The sequence below is a fragment of the Mitsuaria sp. GD03876 genome (assembly GCF_029840635.1).
Classification (GTDB): Bacteria; Pseudomonadota; Gammaproteobacteria; order Burkholderiales; family Burkholderiaceae_C; genus Roseateles.
In genome coordinates this window covers 1-20,310 of the sequence record NZ_JAOCCU010000022.1, presented here as the reverse complement: position 1 = coordinate 20,310, position 20,310 = coordinate 1, and the positions used below count along the sequence as shown (strand labels likewise).

The following is a 20,310-nucleotide window of genomic DNA, read 5'->3' as shown; positions in this document are numbered from 1 at the left end:
GAGGCTCGACAGGGTGACCGGCCCCGCCGGAGCGGCGGCGCCGGCCGAATTGCCGGCGCTGGGCGGCGGCACGCGCTTCCTGCTCGGGCTCTTCGCGGCGATGCCGGCGACGCTGGTCGTGGGCATCGTGCTGCACCTCGCGCCCCCGCCAGGGTGGACGCCGCTGGCGCAGCGCCCCGCGTGGGCGATGTGGACGCTGGTCGCGCTCTGGCCGGCGATCGCCGCCGGCCTCGCGTTCGCGGCACGGCGCGAGTCGCCGTTGTGGCGATGGACCTTCGGCCTGACGGCGGGGCTGCTGGTCATCGCCGCCTTCCTCGGCGGATGGCACGGGCATCCGCCGCTCGGTCCGATGACGGTCTCGCTCCTCGCCCTCGCGGGCGGGTCGGGCGCCCTCGCTTTCACGCTGGGCGAGCCGAGACCCGACAAGCGCCCCGCAGCACGCCGGGCAGCCGTCACCTCCACCTCCACCTCCACCTCCACCGTCACCTCCACCTCCACCGCCACCGCCGCCCCGACCTCGGCCACCGGCCGAGCGCCGGCGTCAGGACTTTCGATCGAGTCGGGCGCACCAGCGCCGCCCGTTGCGGACTCGCCGTCGCGTCCAGCTCCCTGGCGCCGCGTGATCGACCACCTCGCCCGATACGCCGGCTTCTGGATCACCGCCCTGCTGATGGTCGAGAGCTTCCGCCTGGCGCATCTGGTGGCGGTCGATCCGCAGCGCGGTGTCGGCATGCTGGGCATGCTGCTGACCTTCTTCCTGGTGTTGCCGGCGGTGTCCCTCGCGGCATGGCTGCGCCGGACCGCGATCGTGCTGTTGGCGCTGGCGGCCCTGGCCTTCGCCGCGCTGGCGGGGGTTTCCGGCGTGCCGCAGGCCGGTGTCGCCGCGGCCCTGCTCACCTGGCCGCTGGCGCGCGCCTGGCGCCAGGCGCCGATCGCGACGGACAACGCCGCCGACATCGACGAGGTCCCGGCATGACTGCCCTGGCCCACGCCACCTGGACACTCGCCGGCGCGGCCCCCGCGCTCGCCGCGTTCGCGATCGCGGCCGCGACGCCCTGGGGCCTGTCGCGCTGGGCGCTCGCCGTCGGCACGCGGGCCGCGCCGGCGGACGCGACCCGCGCGCCGGCCGCGCTGCTGGCGGCCTTGGCGCCGCTGCTCCTGCTGCAGCTCACCTGCGGCGTGAGCGCGCTGGGCGTGGCCGGCGGCCTGTTCGTCGTCGCCGCGGCCTGGATGCTCATCGGCTGGTGCTTCGTGCTGGCCCTGAACCTCGCGCCGGCGCGCACCCTGCGCGCAAGCCGCGGCCTCGGCCTGGCCGGCATCGCCGCCTGCGCCGCGGTGCTGTCGGCCCACGCGCTGGGCGCCCTGCCCGGCCAATAAGTCGGGCCGCGCCGCGCCGCGCCGCGCCGCTGGCAATCGGCGCACCCGCCGCGCCCGTGGCGACCCCGGGTATTCGCCTTGCTCCGCGACCCCATGTCGAGGCCCTGCAGCGGCGCCCATAATCGCGCGTTCTCCAAACGCCTCGAGGCCCCGCTTGACAGACAGAGACGACGGAATGAGCACCGATCCGCGATCGCCCGACCATGCCGAGGAAGACGAAGCCGACGAGCTCGACAACGTCGTGCCGTCCCGCGGCTACCAGATGCTGCCGGTCGTCGGGCTGGGCGGCTCGGCGGGCAGCATCTCGGCGCTGCAGTCGTTCTTCGCCGGGCTGCCGGCGGACACGGGCATGGCCTTCGTCGTGGTGCTGCACCTGTCGCCCGACCACGACAGCGCGCTGGCCGACCTGCTGCAGCGCGAGACCCGCATGAAGGTGACACAGGTCCTCGAGACCGCGCCGATGGAGGCCAATCGCGTCTACGTCATCCCGCCGCGCAAGGGCCTGAAGACGATGGACGGCCACCTGCGCCTGTTCGACCTGCCGAACGACCGCACGCGGCACGTCGCGGTCGACCACTTCTTCCGCACGCTGGCGGACACGCATGGCCCGCATGCGTCGGCGGTGATCCTGTCGGGCAACGACGGCGACGGCGCCATCGGCATCAAGCGCATCAAGGAGCGCGGCGGCCTGACGATCGCCCAGGACCCGGGCGAGGCTGAATTCGAAGGCATGCCCCGCACCGCCATCGCCACCGGCATGGTGGACTGGGTGCTGCCGGTGGCGGAGATGCCGGGCCGCCTGATCGACTACCACCGCCAGGAGCACCGCGTCCGGCTGCCGCCCGAGGACGGCCCGCCGGTGCAGATCGCCGGCAGCACGTCCGACGAGGGCACGCTGCGCGACGTGCTGAACTTCCTGCGCACCCGCACCGGGCGGGACTTCTCGTACTACAAGCGCGCCACCATCCTGCGGCGCATCGGGCGCCGGATGCAGGTCAACGGCATCGACGACCTGTCGGGCTACCTGGGCTGCCTGCGCACCCGCCCCGGCGAGGCCGGCGCGCTGCTGCAGGACCTGCTGATCAGCGTGACCAACTTCTTCCGCGACGCCGACTGCTTCGCGGCGCTGGAGTCGCGCATCCCGGACCTGTTCCGCGACAAGGGGCCGACCGACATCGTTCGGGTGTGGGTCGTCGCCTGCGCGACCGGCGAGGAGGCCTACACCGTGGCGATGCTGCTCAACGAGCACGCGCGCACGCTGGACGCGCCGCCGGTGGTGCAGGTCTTCGCCACCGACCTGGACGAGGACGCGATCCAGGTCGCGCGCGAGGGCATCTACCCCTCCACGATCGAGGCCGACGTCTCCGAGGACCGCCTGCGCCGCTACTTCATCAAGGAGCACCGCGGCTACCGCGTGCGCCGCGAGGTGCGCGAGATGGTGCTGTTCGCGATGCACGACCTGCTCAAGGACTCGCCGTTCTCGCGGCTGGACCTGGTCACCTGCCGCAACCTGCTGATCTACCTGAACCGCGACGCGCAGGCGCGCGCGCTGGACATCTTCCACTTCGCGCTGCGCCCGGGCGCGACGCTGTTCCTGGGCTCGTCGGAGTCGGTGGAGGACGGCAGCCCGCTGTTCACCGTGCTCGACAAGAAGCACCGCCTGTTCCGCCAGCGGCCGATGCCGCGCGCCGGGCTGCCGGTGCCCTCCGGGCCGGGCACGCTGGCGCTGGCGCTGGAGACGCAGCAGGCGCAGGGCGAGGCGGCGCATTCGGCGGGCCGGGTGTTCGAGCAGGGGCCGGCCAATCCGCGCCTGGCCGACCGCGCGGCGTCGTCGCGCACCGTGCCCTGGGGCGAGGTGCACCTGCGGCTGCTGGATCGGCTGGCGCCGCCGTCGGTGCTGGTGGACGCGGAGTACGAGATGCTGCATCTCTCGCCCGCCGCCGGCCGCTTCCTGCAGTTCAACGGCGGCGAACCCAGCCGCAACCTGCTGCGCTCGGTGCATCCGGCGCTGCGCATCGAGCTGCGCGCGGCGCTGTACCAGGTGAGCCAGTCGGGCGAGCCCACGACGGTGCCGGGCCTGGCGATGCCGCTGCCCGAGGGCTCGCTGGCGGTGACGGTGCATGTGTACCCGGCGCGCGACGTGTCGCCGGACCTGATGCTGGTGGTGTTCCAGAGCGGCGTGCCCGAGACGCCGCTGGACGCGGCCGCCGAGAAGCGGCCGCCGGAGCCGCTGGCGCGCCAGCTCGAGCGCGAGATCGACCGGCTCAAGTCGCACCTGCGCGACACCGTCGAGCAGTACGAGGCCTCGACCGAGGAGCTCAAGGCCAGCAACGAAGAGCTGCAGGCGATGAACGAGGAGCTGCGCTCCGCGACCGAGGAGCTGGAGACCAGCCGCGAGGAGCTGCAGTCGATCAACGAGGAACTGACCACCGTCAACCACGAGCTCAAGAGCAAGGTCGACGAGTTGGGCCAGGCCAACAGCGACATGCACAACCTGATGGACGCCACCGCGATCGCGACGGTGTTCCTGGACCGGCAGCTGCGCATCACGCGCTTCACGCCGTCGGCGGTGGCGCTGTTCAACCTGATCGCGACCGACATCGGCCGGCCGCTGACCGACCTGACCACGCAGCTGCGCTACCCGTCGCTGGCCACCGACGCGCAGAACGTGCTGGAGACGCTGGTCTCGGTCGAGCGCGAGGTCGGCCAGGGCGGCGATCCGGGCGCGGGCGACCTGGTGGATGCCGGCGGGCATTGGTACCTGGCGCGGCTGCGCCCGTACCGCACGATCGACGACCGCATCGCCGGCGTGGTGCTGACCTTCGTCGACATCACCGAGCGCAAGCGCGCGCAGGAGGCGCTGAGCGCGGCGGACGCGCGCTTCCGCGCGATCGTCGACCAGGCCACGGTCGGCGTGCTGCAGGTCGACCTGCAGGGGCGCATCGCCCTGGTCAACGGCCGCATGTGCCGGCTGCTGGACTACGCGGAGCAGGAACTGGTGGGCATGTCGCTGGACGCGCTGGTGCATCCGGACGACCAGGTGCAGCACCGCCAGCGGCTGCAGCTGCTGCTGGAGCGCGACGAGTCCTTCGAGATCGAGAAGCGGCTGCTGCGCCGCGACGGCTCGCCGGTGTGGGTGCACAACAGCGTGACCTCGCTGCCGGCGATGGACGGCGGCGAGGGGTCGGTGATCGCGGTGTGCGTGGACATCACCGAGCGCAAGACCGCCGAGGCGGCGCTGCGCAACAGCGAGGAGCACCTGCGCATGGTGCTGGAGAACGCCCGCGAGTACGCCATCTTCACCACCGACGCCGACCGCCGCATCACCGCCTGGAATCCCGGCGCGCAGCGCATCCTGGGCTACTCCGAGCAGGAGGCCACGGGGCGCCAGGCCGACATGATCTTCACCGACGAGGACCGTGGCGCGGGCGTGCCGCAGGAGGAGGCGTCCCAGGCGCTGGCCGAGGGCCGGGCCGGGGACGACCGCTTCCACCAGCGCAAGGACGGCAGCCTGTTCTGGGCCAGCGGCGCGATGATGACGATGCACGACGCCGAGGGCCGCAACGCCGGTTTCGTGAAGATCCTGCGCGACCAGAGCGAGGCGCGGCGCTCGCAGCAGGCGCTGGAGCTGAGCCAGTCGGAGCTGCTGCGCGCGCTGCGCGAGAACGAAGGCGCGCGCGCCGCGCTGGAGGCGGCCAACGTCGCGAAGGACCAGTTCCTGGCGGTGCTGTCGCACGAGCTGCGCACGCCGCTGACGCCGGCGGTGATGGCGCTGCAGATGCTGTCGCGGCGTGAGGAGCTGCCCGAGGACGTGCACCGCTCGCTGGAGATGATCCTGCGCAACATCCGCGTGGAATCGCGCCTGATCGACGACCTGCTGGACCTGACGCGGATCTCGCGCGGGACGCTGGAGCTCGATCGCGCGTCGGTCGACCTGCACCAGATCATCCGCGCGGCCTGCGAGGTCTGCGACGGGGACGTGCGGGAGAAGGCGCAGGTCCTGACCGTCGACCTGCGCGCGACGGTGCATCGCACGGTGGGGGACAACCACCGGCTGCAGCAGGTGGTGTGGAACCTGCTGAAGAACGCGTCCAAGTTCACGCCGCCGCGCGGCGCGATCCGCATCTCGACGACGCTGGAGGAGGGTCGTTTCGTGATGACGGTGGAGGACAACGGGGTGGGCATCGAGCCGGAGGCGCTGCCCCGGATCTTCGAGGCCTTCGTGCAGGGAGGGACCTGGGTGGCGAGGGAGTTCGGCGGGCTCGGACTGGGGCTGTCGATCTCCAAGGCCACCGTGGAGGCGCACGGCGGCCGTCTGCGGGTGAGCAGCCCGGGACGCGGCCAGGGCGCCACGTTCACACTCGAATTGCCATTGGCGGAACTGTGAGCAGGTCATGTCCCCCACTCCCTCCCCGGGCACCGGCGCGGCGCATCTGCGCGTGTTCGTGATCGAGAACCACGACGACACGCGCCGCACGCTGTCGCAGCTGCTGTCGATGCTCGGGCACGACGTGCGCTGCGCGGCCTCGATGCAGGAGGCGCTGGCGGCGCTGCCGGCGGCGGAGCCCGACGTGGTGCTGTCCGACATCGGGCTGCCCGACGGCGACGGCTGGGAGCTGATGGCCCGGGCGCACCTGCCCGGCAGCGTGTACGCGATCGCGATGAGCGGCTACGGCATGAGCGCCGACAAGGAACGCAGCGCGGCGGCGGGTTTCCGCCACCACCTGGTCAAGCCGATGGACCTGACCAAGCTCGAGGCGCTGCTGGACGAGGCCGCGCGCGAGTCCTGCGACCGGCGCGCGGCGCGGGACCACTCGTAGCGCGCCGGCGTGCCGGCCCGGGCGCGGGCTGGCGCGCGTCACCGCGGGGATCCGGCGGCCGGCGACTCCGGCTGATTTCCATTGCGCTGGAAATTCATTCCAGTAAGATGGATTGATGGACATCGACAAGCACCTCGCGACGCGCGTGCGGGACCTGCGCAAGGCGCAGGGCCTCACGCTGGAAGCCCTGGCCGAACGCAGCGGCGTGAGCCGCTCGGCGATCTCGCTGATCGAGCGGGAGGAGACCAGTCCCACGGCCGCGGTGCTGGACAAGCTGGCCAATGCGTTGCGGGTGTCGCTGTCGGCGCTGTTCGCGACCGAGGATCCGGAAGAGTTCGCGTCCCCGCTGGCACGCGCCGCCGATCACCGGGTCTGGACCGATCCGGAGTCGGGCTACATGCGGCGGCACCTGTCGCCGGCGACGATCGGCTCGCCGCTGGAGCTGGTGGAGGTGACCTTCCCGGCCGGCAAGTCGGTCACCTTCGACACGGCCGGTCGCAGCAACGTCGTGCACCAGCAGGTCTGGATGCTGGAGGGCGAGATGGAGATCACCATCGGCAAGAAGGCCTGGCGGCTGCGGCCGGGCGATTGCCTGGCGATGGTGCCGGACCAGCCGCTGGCCTTCCGCAATCCGACGCGCAAGGTGGCGCGTTACGCGGTCGCGATGGCGACGGCCACTTCCCTGCCACGGAGGTTCTGATGAGCGGCTTCTCGATCGTGTCCTGCGGGCTGGAGCGGCATGGCGCCGCGATCCTCGACATCTTCAACGAGGCGATCGTCAACTCGACGGCGCTCTACGACTACCGCACCCGCGCGCCGGAGAGCATGGCGGCGTGGTTCGCGGCGAAGGCCGCGGGCGGGTTTCCGGTCGTGGGCATCGAGGACGCGGCCGGCACGCTGCTGGCGTTCGGCAGCTACGGGACCTTCCGCGCGTGGCCGGCCTACAAGTACACGGTGGAGCACTCGGTCTACGTGCACCAGGACCATCGCGGCCGCGGGCTGGGCCGGGTGGTGATGGAGGCGCTGATCGGCGTGGCGAAAACGCGCGACGTGCATTGCCTGATCGGCGGCATCGACGCCTCCAACGCGGGCAGCATCGCGCTGCACGAGCGGCTGGGCTTCCGCCACGTGGGCACGCTGCCGCAGGTCGGCTTCAAGTTCGGGCGCTGGCTGGACCTGGCGTTCTATCAGCTGCTGCTGGAGACGCCGGAGGATCCCGTCGACGGGTAAACGGACCGGCTCCGTTGTCGGTGGCCTCGCGCCGCTGCCAGGCCGACCTAAGAGCACCGAGGGACGTCCGGCGATGTCTGCCTTGGGCTCGTGCCATCAAGGCAGGTGATATCCGATCGTGAAGAGCGCGGCCTCGATGCGGCGCAACCCGTCGGGCCCGCGACACCAATCGGCATCGGCTCCCTGTTGAACTTCACCGAGGATCCAGTTGGCCTGCACGTTCCAGCGAGCCCAGATGCGATCGCTGGTGTTCAATGCCGGGAACGCCAGCGGACCGCGAGACGGATTGCGCGGAAGAGGCAGGAATCTCCCGGTGGATGTCTGGCCGCCCCAACGGAAGGCCAACTCTTCGGGCACCGTCGAGAGCTTCTGGGCAGTGCAAAACATCCGTGTCAGCAAGCCCAGCGCGGCGCCGACGCGCCCGTCATAAATGATCGATGCGCGACAGGCCAAGGCGAACAGCTTCGTGTAGCCCGCATTCATGCGGGCGCCTTCATCGCCACCGAAGACCGACAGGTCAACGACGTCCGCGTCGATCGCGTCCCGAGCCAGGCGAATTCGACGCACCAGAGTCGACGCGTTCTCGCGCGCCCATCGCATGTTCTCTCGATAGAGCTTCAGCCCGGTCCCGCCTGCGCCCCACCTTAGGACCGCGCAAATCGCCGAGAGATGTGCATCGAGCCGCTGCTCGTCAGTCCCCTGCGTGTCCAATGCGGTGAGCACCTCCTCGCGCAGAGCCTTCAGCACCTCATCGTTGGCCGCGAAGTTGCCTCGATTCCACCAGTAGCGATCGAAAGCACCTTCGAGCGAGTCGATCCTCAGGCCCCGCGCACCCTGCGTCTGCTGGACGAGAAACGCGTAGCCGACATAGAGCTTCCTGTCTCGCACGGAGAAGACGTGCGCCGCAGGCAACGGGGCGCCGGCGACGAGACCACGGAGGAACTCGATAAAGCCGATAACGGGCTCCTGCGACAGATAGGTGCGCTTGTAGAGAACAGTCGAGGCGGTTGCCATGGCGATCGGATGTGATGGTGCTCATCACATTGTCGCGACGCCGCTCTTGAATCTCCCGGTTGCATCGGACGCCAAGGGCGATCCGCGATGCTTCAACGACGTGATGGACGCCCTGACTTCTGCGCGCTCCATCGCACGCAACCGAGCCCTGCCAACCCCGCCAAGAAGTACAGCGCGATCGCCGGCTCCGGAATCGTCGGCACCAGCAGCAGGTCAGGCGCCACGACCTGGCCGACCTGCGTGCTCTCCCACGGCGGCTGACCGCCGGTGTAGCCCGGCACGTAGAGGTTGTAGTTGTACGGATAGGGATTGGCGGCCGGCGCGTGCGTCGTCGTGAACGAGAAGCCGCTGAGCGCCTCGGTGCCGTTGAACGGGCAGCCCCAACCCCAGTAGGAGGCGGACTTGAATTCGCTGCCCGGCGGCTGGCCCATCAGGGGGCCGGAATACAGGTTGAACTGGCAACCGGCGGGGCTGGTCGAGGACACGGGGAACAGGTCCCAGCTGGTGAAGCCCAGGCTGTTGAACATCACCAGCACCTGCGTCACCGGCAGGTCCGAGGCCGACAGCGTGTAGCTGTAGGTGTAGAGCCCGTTGTTGAAGCTCACGCTGCCGGACAAGGTCGCGGCGGGCGCGGGCGTCATCGGGGCAAGGAGGAAAGCGGTCGCGAGGACCGAAGCGGCAGTCGCGCGCATGAGCGCCTCCATCGGCGGTTGAGCGACGACGGTGTACGCCCGCGCCGCGCCGCCGGCAAGGCGGAACAGGGGACATGGCGGGCACGCCAACGCGTCGGGGCCGCGAGCCGCGGACCGCGCGCCGCAAGCCGCAAGCCGCAAGCCGCAAGTCGCAAGTCGCAAGTCACGGGCGACGATGCCGAGCCGTCCGGCCGGGCCCTTCCTGTTTCAGACCTCCGCGACCTGCGACGACCAGCGCTCGAAGCGCTCGCGCTCGGCGGCGCTGAAGCAGCGGTGCGGGAGCGGCATCGCGCCGCGGGCCGTCTCAACCACGTAGGCATCGCGGTAGCGGTGGACGGCAGTCATGTCGCTCCAGCTCAGCGTGAACGGCCGCCCCTTGCTCTGGCGCGTCAGCCCCCGCGCGTCGATGTCGAAACTGCACGCGCCGACGCGCCACTTCTTGAACAGGAAGATCGGCGTCGCCACGACGGTCAACGTGAGCCGACTGCCCCAGCCGATCCGGCGATGCCCCTCCCCTCGCCGCTGCATGGCAGTGGGCAGGTGCTCGTGCACCGCCGCGAGGTACTCCCGCAAGCCGTAGTGGACCGTGAAGCGGATGGGCGGTTCGGGCACGGCATCCGCGAGCTCGGGCTCGGGCTCGGGCTCGGGCTCGGGCTCGGGCTCGGGCTCGGGCTCGGGCTCGGGCTCGATGGCGCCTGGCGTCGACAGCGCCGGCAACACGGCCTGCTCCTGCTGGATCGAATGCGTGGCGACGGGGCGCGGGTCGACGACCGGCTTCGGATGGCGTGGGAAAAGCATCCGGCCGATATCGCGCCGGACAGCGTCGATTCAAGCCAGGGTTTTCGCGATCGGCATCGCCCCTGCGCTCCCCACGGATCGGGCGCCTCGCCGCCTTCGCCGTCCCTAGAATGCGCGCGGCCTTCCAAAGCAGAAGGTGAAGGGAGGAAAACCATGAAGAAGAACCCCATGGGCCATCGCGCGGGTCGAGCTCGCCCGCTTGCAAGCGCGACAGCGCGCGCCGGCCTGCTGTGCGTCGCCGGCGCGCTCGCCGGTTGCGCCGCGCCCACGCCGCCCGAAGCGGTCGAGACGAGCATTCCGACCGCGGGATGCAACAGGAACCTCATCGACATTCCGGCGCCGCTGAAGGTCTCGGACCTGTACGTCGACTGGGCCTACCTGGAGTTTCTCGCCCGGCCCTTCCCGAAGCCGCCCTTCCCACCTTCGGGTCAGCGCAAGACGTCGTTGGATCTGGGTCGCGCAGTGGACTACTTCCTGGAGAAGCGTCTGATCGCCCTGGAGACCAACGTGCCCGCCGCGCAGGCACCGGAGCATCAACGCGGCAAGATCGCGCGGATCGCCATCTGGCCGGAAGGCAGTCCCGCATGCCGCTCCGCGAGCCCGCTCGAGGGCAACGTCGTGAAGCGCCGCCTCCAGGGCGTGCCGCCTGGTCAGTGCGTCGGCATCGACTGGCTCCCCGCGCGCACGTCACCGGTCCGCATCGACGCCCAGGTGACCGACGCCTTCGTCATCGCGCGCTTCAAGCTGCAGCGCTTCGATGTCAGCGCCAGCAGCCTCGACGCGCAAGGCCGCTCGCAGACCGCGTTGAGCCTCGTCGACCACGTGGGACGGATTGGCCAGAACTACCAGTTCCATGAGAACTGGGTCTCCATCTGCCCGGACAGGAACGCCGCGGTCTCGGCCCTGGATGCGGCCATCGTCGGTCAAGGCCATCCGTTGCTGCGGGTACCCGAGGAACGGCTCGTCAGCCTGCCGCCGTCGGCCGTCGCCGACCTTCAGCGCGGTCTTCCGGCGATGCCGGCCGACCGGTTCGCCGCCCTGCAGTGGCGGGAGAACGCCGATCGCTACAAGGGCACCGGCTCCCTGTACGGCATGGACCAGCGCGGCGAAGTCTGGGTCGAGAGCGACCGCAGCCGGAGCATGGAATGGGCCTTCTCAGCGGCGCGACCGGGACACATCACGGTCGCGCTCCTGCCCAGGGAGGACAAGCGGGTGACCTACGCGACACTGGCCTTCGCCAGGACGCCATCCGGCGGCCATGGCGTCGTTGTCGAACGGCTGAAAGATCCAGCCCCCGGACGGCTCTTCGAATTCGACGCTGACCTGAACCTCGTCGGCGCCTTCGCATTGACCGCCGAGCAGGTCCGCGAGGCCGTCGCGCAGGCGCAGCGTCCAGCGCGATGATCCGGCCCCGCCACACATCCACAAGCAGATCCGGGAGGACAACATGGACAGACGCGCGATGCTGATGGCCGGTGCGGCCGTCGCGCTGGGCACGGGCTGCGCAAGCCGGCCGAAGGAGTTCGGAGCGGTCTACTACCAGGAGACCGTCCAATCGCTGGCGGCGACGCCCGACTGGCGCGGACTCATCGTCTTCGGCAGCTTCCATGACTACGAACTGATGCCGCCCAAGGCGCTCGTCGAGTTGCTCACCAGTCCGCTTCGGTCGCGCCTGGCCGGCGACTTCCGCGACGGCCATCTGCTCGAGGACAACACGGTGCGGCTGAACGTGCGGCTCACGTTGCCCGAGAGCGGACTGTCCGCGGAGGAAGCGAGCCTGTACCGCTCGACCTCGCCGCAATTGCCGGGTCATCGCGTGCTCTTCGATCAACGCCTCAAGTTCCGGCGCTATCCGCGAGCGGAAATCGACAGGTCCCAGCTGGGCCTCCGCCCGACCAATCAGCCGTACGTGATCGACATCGTGGGCGATGCGGTACCGCCCCCCACCTCGTCGCTGTCCGCGCGACTCATCGATCGCACCCCCACCGCCGTCCTGATCCCGATCGCCATCGTCTTGGTGCTGATGACGCAGAAGGGCATGCCGCTCAAGTGAGCGGCAAAATCCATCGATGCGCCCTTGCCACTTCATCGTGATCGCTCGCGTCCGTCCACCATACGGCCAATCAAAGGTCGTCCGCGGTCAAGCGACGGGGTGGCAAAACACGCACTTTCTCGAGACCGGCACGCAGCTGCAATCCGTCGCCGCTCGCTTTGATGACGGCAATCGCGGGATCCTCATCGCCGAAGGACAGTTTCGCGACCTTGAGTTGATCATCCACCACCATGGCGAGGAGCCCATCGAGAAGGGGACGCGCTGGGTCACGGACTACTCCGGCGGGCGCTTGGGCTGGACGGAAGTGATCGATGTCCTCGGACGCCACCGCGACCTGCTTTGGATGGATCCATTCGAGGACTGGCGGGTCATCTGACAGTTCCCCTTCCACGCTTCGTCTCACCCCCATGACCGCCACTCTCGACATCGACCTGCTGCGCAGCCTCCTGGCCGTCGCCGAGACCGGCGCGCTCAGCAAGGCAGCGGCGCGCGTCGGGCGGACGCAGTCCGCGCTGAGCATGCAGATGCAGCGGCTCGAGGAAGTCGCCGGCCAGCCGCTGCTGCATCGCACCGCGCGCGGCGTCACGCTCACCGCCGCGGGAGAACGCCTGCTCGCGCACGCGGGCGAGCTGATGCGCCGGCATGACGAGGCGCTCGCGGAACTGCGCGGTGGCCATATGTCGGGCGTGCTGCGCTTCTGCTGCCCGGAGGACTACGCGATGGTCTTCCTGCCGCATCTGCTTCAGGGCTTCGCGAGCCTGCATCCCCGCGTGCAGCTCGAGGTCGTCTGCGCGCCGACCCCGCGCCTGTTGGAGCTGCTGGCACGTCACGCGGCGGACCTCGCCCTGGTCTCGGTCGAAGCCACCACCACCACCACCACCACCACCACCACCAGCACCAGCACCAGCACCGACACCGACACCGACACGGACACGGACACGGACACGGATACGGATACGGACACGGGCGCGGATACGGACACGGGCGCGGGCACCAACACGGGCAACCACGTCATCCGCCACGAGCCACTCGTCTGGGTCGCCCGGCGCGGCACGCCGGTCGCCGCGCTGACGCCGTTGCCGCTCGCCCTCGGCGCGCCCGATGCGCTGGACCACCGCTACGCCGTCCAGGCCCTCGAGGCCCAGGGGCGCGAGTTCCGACTCGCCTACGCGAGCAGCAGCCTGGCCGGGCTCATCGGCATGGCGCGCTCGGGGCAGGCGGTCACCGTGCTCACCCGCACCGCCGTGCCGGACGACCTGGAGATCCTCGGCGAGGACAGCGGCCTCCCGCCCCTGCCCGCCGTCGCGCTGACGCTCGCGTTCGATCGCGAGCGGCCGACGCCGCTCACCGCCGCCTTCGCCGCGCACGTGCGGAAGTTCCTGCCCTCGGCCTGAACCGCGCTCGCCGCGCGGCGAGCCACCCGGGTCCGTCGCGCTTGCCATCCCACGCGCGCGCCATGCATGGCGGCAACCCGCGCCGGCAATGCGCGCCAGCAATCCGCCGCGCTGATGGCTCCCATCAAAACTACTCGCTACCCGGCGCGCGTCGATCTGCCTACGCTCGCGGCTGCCCTTGTTGATGGAGGACTGCCATGTCGCGCAACGCCGATCCGACGTTCTGGGAACGTTCCCGCAAGCACCTGATCCGCTACGGCGGCAGCTTCGAGCCGCTGATCATCGAGCGCGCCCGAGGCAGCTTCGTCCACGACGCCGACGGCCGCGCGATCCTGGACTTCACCTCGGGCCAGATGAGCTCGCTGCTGGGCCACGGCCACCCCGAGATCGCCGAGGTGATCGCCACCCACGCGCGCGACCTGGACCACCTGTTCAGCGGCATGCTGAGCCGCCCGGTGGTCGACCTGGCGACCCGGCTCGCAGAGGTCGCGCCGCCCGGCCTGGAGCGCGCGATGCTGCTGAGCACCGGCGCCGAATCGAACGAGGCGGCCATCAAGCTGGCCAAGCTCTACACCGGCAAGTACGAGATCGTCGGCTTCGCGCAGTCGTGGCACGGCATGACCGGCGCCGCCGCGTCGGCGACCTACTGCGCCGGCCGCAAGGGCTACGGGCCCGCGGCCGTCGGCTCCTTCGCCATCCCCGCGCCCAACCCGTACCGGCCGCGTTTCGGCGGGCTCGGCGCCGAGGACTGGCAGGCCGAGCTGGACTACGCCTTCGACCTGATCGACCGGCAATCCAGCGGCAACCTCGCCGCCTTCATCGCCGAGCCGATCCTGAGCTCGGGCGGGCTGATCGACCTGCCCGTCGGCTACCTGAAGGCGCTGCAGGCGAAGTGCCGCGAGCGCGGGATGCTGCTCATCCTCGACGAGGCCCAGACCGGCATCGGCCGCACCGGAATGATGTTCGCGTGCGAGCGCGACGGTGTCACGCCGGACATCCTGACGCTGTCGAAGACGCTGGGCGCCGGCATCCCGCTGGCCGCCGTGCTGACGACCGCCGAGATCGAGGAGCGCTGCCATGAACGCGGCTTCCTCTTCTACACGACCCATGTCTCCGATCCGCTGCCCGCGGCGGTCGGGCTGAAGGTGCTCGACATCGTCGAGCGCGACGGCCTGGTCGAACGCGCGCGCATCGCGGGCGCGCGGCTCGAGGCGGGACTGCGCTCGCTGCAGCGCGAGTTCGACTGCATCGGCGACGTGCGCGGCCGCGGGCTGCTGCTCGGCGTGGAGATCGTCAGGAGTCAGGCCGGCAAGGAGGCCGCGCCGGAACTGGGCGCGGCCATCACCCGCGCCTGCATGAAGCACGGCTTGAGCATGAACATCGTGCAGCTGCCGATGATGGGCGGCGTGTTCCGCATCGCCCCGCCGCTGACGGTCACCGACGAAGAGATCGACCTCGGGTTGTCGCTGCTCAAGCGCGCAATCGAGGACGTCGTCTGAGGCGACATGGCGGGCCCTCGGCCCTGTAGCGCCGTCACCGGGCCGCATTCGGTGGCGGCCCTTCGCGACGGCCCCCATGCAGCGCCTTACCCGGCAGTCCCTTGCCGGGCGGCCTCGCCCTCGAGACGCCGCGCCAGGTTCCTTCGCGCCTGCTCGACCGCCGCCGCGCGCGCTTGCTGGCGGGCGATCCCCGCCTCCCTGCACCGCGTGACGATGTGCGGCGGCGAGGTCTCGGGCGTGCCGCCGGGGAAAGGCGGCGCGGGGTCGTACTCGATGTGCAGCTGGATCTGGCGCGCCGTGTCCTCGTCGCGCATCAGCGCCACCGCCTGCAGCGCCATGTCGATGCCCGACGTGACGCCACCCGCCGTGATGAGCGACCCATCCACGCAGATCCGCGCGTCATCCGGGAGCGCGCCGAAGGCGGGCAGGAACTCCCGCGCCATCCAGTGGGAACTCGCCCGCTTGCCGCGCAGCAGTCCCGCCGCGCCGAGCAGCAGCGCGCCGGTGCAGATGCCCAGGACGTAGCGGGCCCCCGCGGCCTGCCGCGCGATGAAGTCGACCCAGGGCGCCAGCGTCATCGCCTCGTCGACGCCCGGACCGCCCGGCACGACGAGGACGTCGGCAAGCCGCGCGCTGTCGAAGCTCGCCGTCGGCGTGAGGATCAGTCCGCGATCGGACACGACCGGCGCCAGGTCCGCCGACACCAGGTCGACGGTGAAGCCCGGCACGCGGGCCAGGACCTCGTAGGGACCGGTCAGGTCGAGTTGCGTGACACCGGGAAACAGCAGGACGTTGACTTGCATGAAAGACCTCCGTGAGACTGCCGCGACCTTAGAGCGTCCAGAGGAGCCGGGAGTGCCAGAAACGGGCCGCATCGCGCCAATCGACATCACGCCCATCGACATCGCCTTCCTGGTCTTCGACGGCTTCCAGCCCATCGACCTGGCCGGACCGTGGCAGGCCTTCGTCACCGCCAACGAGGAAAGCGGCCAGCAGCGCTACCGGCTGGTCACCTGCGGCAGCGCCGACGTGGCCGCGACGACCGGGCCCGGCCTGCGGCTGCAGGTCGACCTGGGCCTAGCCGAATCGCTGGCACGCGACTTCCACACCGTCATCGTCCCGGGCGGCGAAGGCGTGCACCGCCTCGCCGCGCGGCCCGACATCCGGGACTGGCTGCGCGCCGCCGACGCCACGACGCGGCGCACCTGCAGCGTCTGCACCGGCGCGTTCCTGCTGGCCGAAGCCGGATTGCTGGACGGCCGCCGCGTGACCACGCACTGGCGCGCCGCCGAGCAGCTGCAGCAGCGCTTCCCAGCGCTGCAGGTCTGCGGCGAGCTGATCTACAGCGAGAGCGGCAAGTACTGGACCTCCGCCGGCGTGACCGCCGGCATCGACCTGGCGCTGACGCTGATCGAGCGCGATGGCGGCCGCCACCTGGCGCAGCGCGTCGCGCGGCGGCTGGTGGTCCCGCTGCGCCGCGACGGCGACCAGCGCCAGTACAGCCAGGCCCTGCGCGCGCAGGACCGCGCGGGGGCGCCGTTCTCCGAGCTGGTCGGACGGCTGATGGCCGCGCCCTCGCGCCGCTGGACCATCGACGAAATGGCCGAGCTCTGCCACATGTCGCGCCGGACCTTCCAGCGGCGCTTCAAGGCGTCCTTCGGCCTGCCGCCGCTGGTCGCCCTGCGCCAGCTCCGCGACGAGACCGTCAGGTGACCGCCAGATGCACCGCGTCCGCGAGCGCGTCGACGTGGAACGGCTTCTTCAGGATGAAGCGCGCGCCCAGCGAGTCGCCCACCTTGTCCATGTCCGCGTAGCCGGTGGCCAGGATGATGGGGATCGTCGGCCAGCCGTCCTGCACCTGCCGGATCAGCTCCGCGCCGTTCATCCCCGGCATCACGTAGTCGACGATCAGCAGCGTCGGCGGCCGCTCGCCCAGCACGCGCAGGGCCGCCGGCCCGTTGGACACGCCGGTCACCTGGTGCCCGAGCAGCTCCAGGCTCTGCACGATGGACTGGCGCACCTCGTCGTCGTCCTCGACCACCAGCACCCGCTGCGGCGGCGTCTCCAACCCCTGGCGCGCCGGCTCCGGCTCCTGGGCCAGGTGGCTCGCCACCAGCGGGAACAGCAGCCCGACCTCGGTGCCCCGCCCGGGCAGGCTGGCGATCCTGGCCACCCCGCCGGACTGCTTCGCGAAGCCGTAGACCTGCGCCAGTCCCAGCCCCGTGCCGCTGCCCATCGCCTTGGTCGTGAAGAACGGCTCGAACACCTTCTCGATGATGGACGGCGGAATGCCCTGCCCGCTGTCCGCCAGGCTCAAGCGCACCGCTGGCACGTCCTCGCCCCCGCCGCCGCCCCGCTCGATGACCGCCTCGCCGGTGGTGATCGTGATCGTGCCGCCCTCGGGCATCGCGTCGCGTGAATTCAGCGACAGGTTGAGGATCGCCATTTCCAGCTGGTTGGGGTCCAGCCGGGCGACCGGATGGGGATGGCGCAGGTCCAGCTCGATGCGCACCCGCGAGCCGACCGAGGTCTGCAGCAGCTCCTGCATGCCGGCGATCGACGCATGCAGGTCGGTCGGCTGCGGCACCAGCGACTGGTTGCGGGCGAAGGACAGCAGCTGCTCGGTCAGCCGGGCGCCGCGGCGCACCGTCCGCCGCGCGCCCTCGATGACGCGGCCGGCCTGCGGCGGGCAGTCCAGCCGCGCCAGGATGTCCAGGTTGGTGCCGATGACGTGCAGCAGGTTGTTGAAGTCATGGGCGATGCCGCCGGTCAGGTGGCCCATCGCCTCCATCTTCTGCACCTGCAGCAGCGTGGTCTGCGCGCGCTCGCGCTCGGCGATCTCGTTCATGAGCCGGTTGTTGGCGTCGGAGAGCTCGCGCGTGCGGCTCTCGATGCGCCCTTCGAGTTCCCGGTTCAGCTTGCCCACGGCCTCGTGCGCGACGGCGAGTTCGGCGAGCATCGACCGCGTCGCGTACTGCCGCGACCGCGCCCGCACCGCCGTCTCGACGGCGGACTGCAGCGAATCGGCGCTCAGCGGGCGCTCCAGCAGGATCACGTTGCCCATCAGCCGCAGCGACGCCGCCGCGTTGGGCGGGCGCGGCCCGGCGCGCTTGCGGGTCAGCACGACGAAGGGAAAATCGGACCACGCCGGCTGCGACCGCAGCCACAGGTCCATCGGCCCCTGCGGCGTGACGCTGAAGGCTTCCTCGGTCACCACCGCGGCGGCGGCGCCCTCGCCCAGCGCGGCGAGCAACTGCGCCGGCGACGCCACCGTCACCGCCGGCGCCAGCCGCGAGACCACGTCCGTCACGACCTGCGCGTCCCGCCCGAACGGGGCGAGGATGACGACGCGGGTCTCGGACGCGTCGACCATCAGGAATCGCCGTCGCTCAACAACGCGCCCTTGCCCCGGTAGGTCGCCACGCCGGCGACCACGCCCTCGAAGTCGGTCAGCGCCTCGCCCAGCTCGACGCCGTTCTCGCTCAGCCGGAACTCGTGGATCGTGGACGCGTGGCGGTTGGTCCGGCTCTTGGTGACGGAGATCGCCTTGAGCAGGTGGCCACGGGCCTCGAAGTAGCGGAACAGCACCACGGCGTCGCTGAGGTAGCTCAGGTCGATGTCCAGCTTGCCCTGGCCCAGGATGCCGTGCTGGCCCAGGATCAGGATGGTCATCACGCCCCGCTGGTTGAGGTAGGTGAGCAGCTCATGCATCTGCAGCATCAGGAACTTGCCGCCGGGCATCGCCTGCAGGTAGGCATTGAGGCTGTCGATGACGACGGTGCGGACGCCGCGCTGCTCGACCGCGTGCCGGACGCGGGCGGCGAACTCGCCGGGCGTGACCTCGGCGGGGTCCAGCGCGCTGATGAGCAGCCGGCCGTCCTCGACACCGGGGCTCAGGTCATAACCCATCGCGTGGGCCCGCGGGATCAGGGTGCCCAGGCCCTCGTCGAACAGGTAATACGCCGCCTTCTCGCCGCGCCCGATGGCGGCATGGACGCAGGCCACGGCGGTGCTGGTCTTGCCGACGCCGGACGGTCCGACGAACAGCGTGTTGCTGCCCCGGGCCAGGCCGCCGCCCAGCGTCGTGTCCAGCCGCGGGTTGCCGGTGCTGACGTTCTCCGGCCGGAAGCTCTTGTGGTGCTCGGCCGCGACGAGCCGCGGGAACACCTCCAGCCCGCCGGTCTTGAGCGAGAAGTCGTGTTCCCCGCTGCGGAAGTCGATGCCCCGCATCTTGGCCACGCGCAGGTAGCGCTTGTCGGCGCCGTACTCGCCGACCAGTTGCTGCAGCCAGACCACGCCGTGCGCGATGCTGCGCAGCTGCATGTCGCCGCTGGCCGCGCTGAGGTCGTCCAGCATCAGCACGGTGCAGCCATGGCTGGCGAAGAAGTGTTTCAGCGCCAGCACCTGGCGCCGGTAGCGCAGCGGGTCCTGGGCGAGCAGGCGCATCTCGGACAGGCTGTCGAAGACGACACGACGCGGCCGGGTGCGCGCCACGCGCGCCATGACGCCCTGGACGGTCTGGTTCAGCTCCAGTTCCGCCGGATGGATGATGGATTGCTCCGCTTCCGGGCTCAGGTCCTGCGGGTCGACCAGCTCGAAGACATCCGCCCCGGGCACGTCCAGGTCCCAGCCATGGGCGCGGGCGACATCCTTGAGCTCCGACGCCGTTTCCGACAGGGTGACGTACAGGCCGGACTCGCCCGATTTCAGTCCCTCCAGCAGGAAATGCAGGCCGAGGGTGGTCTTGCCGGTCCCCGGTTCGCCTTCGAACAGGTAGAGATGGCCACAGGGCAAGCCCCCTTGAAGGATGTCGTCCAGGCCAGGGACGCCGGTGGAGCAGCGGTTCGATGCCATATATCTAGAAGGCAGGGTGAGCGACCCGCGCCGCGGCGAAGCGCGCGACGGGGGATGAGGCGACCACCTGGCAATCGGCATGCCCACGACCCCGGTCGCGACGCCCCGTTTGCGACGATTTCCGCACTTCCGAAGTGACACTTTTTGTCAGGCCTGACAAAACCTGACCCTGCCGCGCGGCGCAGTTCGCCCAAATGCGGTGGCCCCACCCGAGTTCGCTGATCGAAATGATTCGGTTGGGCGAAGAAGGCCTCGCTTCTGAAACCAATCGCAACCGGCACGTCCCCTGCATCAACGACGCGAACGTCCACCACGGCGTCGCGTCCCGCGCTCCCTGGTGCCCCCTTCCCCGGAGCTGCAGGAGCGCCATGCGCCACCCCCTTTCCACGGCCGTCCCGACCTCGGCCTGTCCGTCCCCGAAGACCACCTCCTGGGGGCTCGTCTTGAGCGCCGCGGTCGTGCTGAGCGCCGCCGGCACGCTGGCCGGCTGCGGCGGCGGTGGCGGCTCCTCCGGCGATTCCGGCGGCAATCCGCCGCTGGCCGGCTCGCCCGCGCCCGCCCCGGCGCCGGCACCCGCTC

Annotated in this window: 18 protein-coding genes and 1 pseudogene; 13 read left to right on the top strand and 6 right to left on the bottom strand. The window is 70.7% G+C overall.

Translation table 11 applies throughout. From position 1 onward, the window contains the following. Positions 1 to 13 precede the first annotated feature (13 nt). From N5D62_RS15135 to N5D62_RS15110, 6 genes are all read left to right on the top strand, one after another. Entirely contained in the window at positions 14 to 976 is a 963-nt protein-coding gene (locus N5D62_RS15135; protein ID WP_279758673.1) for a hypothetical protein, read from the top strand. After that, on the top strand, positions 973 to 1,377 hold the full coding sequence (locus tag N5D62_RS15130; RefSeq protein WP_279758672.1) for a hypothetical protein: 405 nt from the start codon (positions 973 to 975) through the stop codon (positions 1,375 to 1,377). The genes N5D62_RS15135 and N5D62_RS15130 overlap by 4 nt, the downstream gene beginning before the upstream one ends. Positions 1,378 to 1,552: 175 nt before the next feature. Further along, positions 1,553 to 5,764 (top strand): PAS domain S-box protein, encoded by a 4,212-nt coding sequence (locus N5D62_RS15125; RefSeq protein ID WP_279758671.1) that lies wholly within the window; start codon positions 1,553 to 1,555, stop codon positions 5,762 to 5,764. A gap of 7 nt (positions 5,765 to 5,771) precedes the next feature. Further along, on the top strand, positions 5,772 to 6,197 hold the full coding sequence (locus N5D62_RS15120; RefSeq protein ID WP_279758670.1) for a response regulator: 426 nt from the start codon (positions 5,772 to 5,774) through the stop codon (positions 6,195 to 6,197). A 115-nt stretch (positions 6,198 to 6,312) separates the two neighbouring features. Continuing rightward, positions 6,313 to 6,897 carry an XRE family transcriptional regulator gene (locus N5D62_RS15115; RefSeq protein ID WP_279758669.1) on the top strand — a complete coding sequence of 195 codons (585 nt, stop codon included), beginning with the start codon at positions 6,313 to 6,315 and terminating at the stop codon, positions 6,895 to 6,897. Further along, entirely contained in the window at positions 6,897 to 7,427 is a 531-nt protein-coding gene (locus N5D62_RS15110) for a GNAT family N-acetyltransferase (protein ID WP_279758668.1), read from the top strand. Before N5D62_RS15115 ends, N5D62_RS15110 begins: the two co-directional genes overlap by 1 nt. A gap of 96 nt (positions 7,428 to 7,523) precedes the next feature. On the opposite strand, the gene N5D62_RS15105 is transcribed toward N5D62_RS15110, so the two are convergent. The 3 genes from N5D62_RS15105 to N5D62_RS15095 form a co-directional block, all read right to left on the bottom strand. Then, positions 7,524 to 8,441 carry a hypothetical protein gene (locus tag N5D62_RS15105; protein WP_279758667.1) on the bottom strand — a complete coding sequence of 306 codons (918 nt, stop codon included), beginning with the start codon at positions 8,439 to 8,441 and terminating at the stop codon, positions 7,524 to 7,526. Positions 8,442 to 8,533: 92 nt separating this feature from the next. Further along, the gene (locus N5D62_RS15100) at positions 8,534 to 9,133 is read right to left on the bottom strand and encodes a hypothetical protein (RefSeq protein ID WP_279758666.1); all 600 of its coding nucleotides are present in this window, start codon (positions 9,131 to 9,133) and stop codon (positions 8,534 to 8,536) included. 207 nt (positions 9,134 to 9,340) lie between these two features. Further along, positions 9,341 to 9,931, bottom strand: a complete 591-nt coding sequence (locus tag N5D62_RS15095) for a YcxB family protein (protein ID WP_279758665.1) — start codon at positions 9,929 to 9,931, stop codon at positions 9,341 to 9,343. A 153-nt stretch (positions 9,932 to 10,084) separates the two neighbouring features. On the opposite strand from N5D62_RS15095, the gene N5D62_RS15090 reads away from it, so the two are divergent. The 5 genes from N5D62_RS15090 to N5D62_RS15070 all read left to right on the top strand — a co-directional run bounded on the left by N5D62_RS15090 (position 10,085) and on the right by N5D62_RS15070 (position 14,877). Further along, positions 10,085 to 11,335: a hypothetical protein gene (locus tag N5D62_RS15090; RefSeq protein WP_279758664.1), complete on the top strand. Its 1,251-nt coding sequence runs from the start codon at positions 10,085 to 10,087 to the stop codon at positions 11,333 to 11,335. Between the two features lie 43 nt (positions 11,336 to 11,378). Beyond that, positions 11,379 to 11,984 (top strand): hypothetical protein, encoded by a 606-nt coding sequence (locus N5D62_RS15085; RefSeq protein WP_279758663.1) that lies wholly within the window; start codon positions 11,379 to 11,381, stop codon positions 11,982 to 11,984. Positions 11,985 to 12,000: 16 nt separating this feature from the next. Then, on the top strand, positions 12,001 to 12,360 hold the full coding sequence (locus tag N5D62_RS15080; protein WP_279758661.1) for a hypothetical protein: 360 nt from the start codon (positions 12,001 to 12,003) through the stop codon (positions 12,358 to 12,360). Between the two features lie 31 nt (positions 12,361 to 12,391). Continuing rightward, on the top strand, positions 12,392 to 13,378 hold the full coding sequence (locus N5D62_RS15075) for a LysR family transcriptional regulator (RefSeq protein ID WP_279758660.1): 987 nt from the start codon (positions 12,392 to 12,394) through the stop codon (positions 13,376 to 13,378). Between the two features lie 197 nt (positions 13,379 to 13,575). Continuing rightward, positions 13,576 to 14,877, top strand: coding sequence for an aspartate aminotransferase family protein (locus tag N5D62_RS15070; protein WP_279758659.1), 1,302 nt, complete (start codon positions 13,576 to 13,578; stop codon positions 14,875 to 14,877). A gap of 86 nt (positions 14,878 to 14,963) precedes the next feature. Here the strand turns inward: N5D62_RS15070 and N5D62_RS15065 are convergent, their stop codons facing one another. Continuing rightward, positions 14,964 to 15,680, bottom strand: coding sequence for a DJ-1/PfpI family protein (locus tag N5D62_RS15065; protein WP_279758658.1), 717 nt, complete (start codon positions 15,678 to 15,680; stop codon positions 14,964 to 14,966). 52 nt (positions 15,681 to 15,732) lie between these two features. On the opposite strand from N5D62_RS15065, the gene N5D62_RS15060 reads away from it, so the two are divergent. Beyond that, positions 15,733 to 16,590 (top strand): AraC family transcriptional regulator, encoded by an 858-nt coding sequence (locus tag N5D62_RS15060; protein WP_279758657.1) that lies wholly within the window; start codon positions 15,733 to 15,735, stop codon positions 16,588 to 16,590. Here N5D62_RS15060 and N5D62_RS15055 read toward each other — a convergent pair. Both N5D62_RS15055 and N5D62_RS15050 read right to left on the bottom strand, forming a co-directional pair. Then, complete coding sequence (locus N5D62_RS15055) at positions 16,583 to 18,250, bottom strand: response regulator (protein WP_279758656.1); 1,668 nt, start codon at positions 18,248 to 18,250, stop codon at positions 16,583 to 16,585. The two genes, N5D62_RS15060 and N5D62_RS15055, sit on opposite strands and share 8 nt — an antisense overlap. Continuing rightward, entirely contained in the window at positions 18,250 to 19,731 is a 1,482-nt protein-coding gene (locus N5D62_RS15050) for an ATPase domain-containing protein (protein ID WP_279758655.1), read from the bottom strand. The genes N5D62_RS15055 and N5D62_RS15050 overlap by 1 nt, the downstream gene beginning before the upstream one ends. 368 nt (positions 19,732 to 20,099) lie before the next feature. Between N5D62_RS15050 and N5D62_RS15045 the strand changes: the two are divergent. Beyond that, positions 20,100 to 20,310, top strand: a pseudogene (locus N5D62_RS15045) (hypothetical protein); the annotation flags it as partial.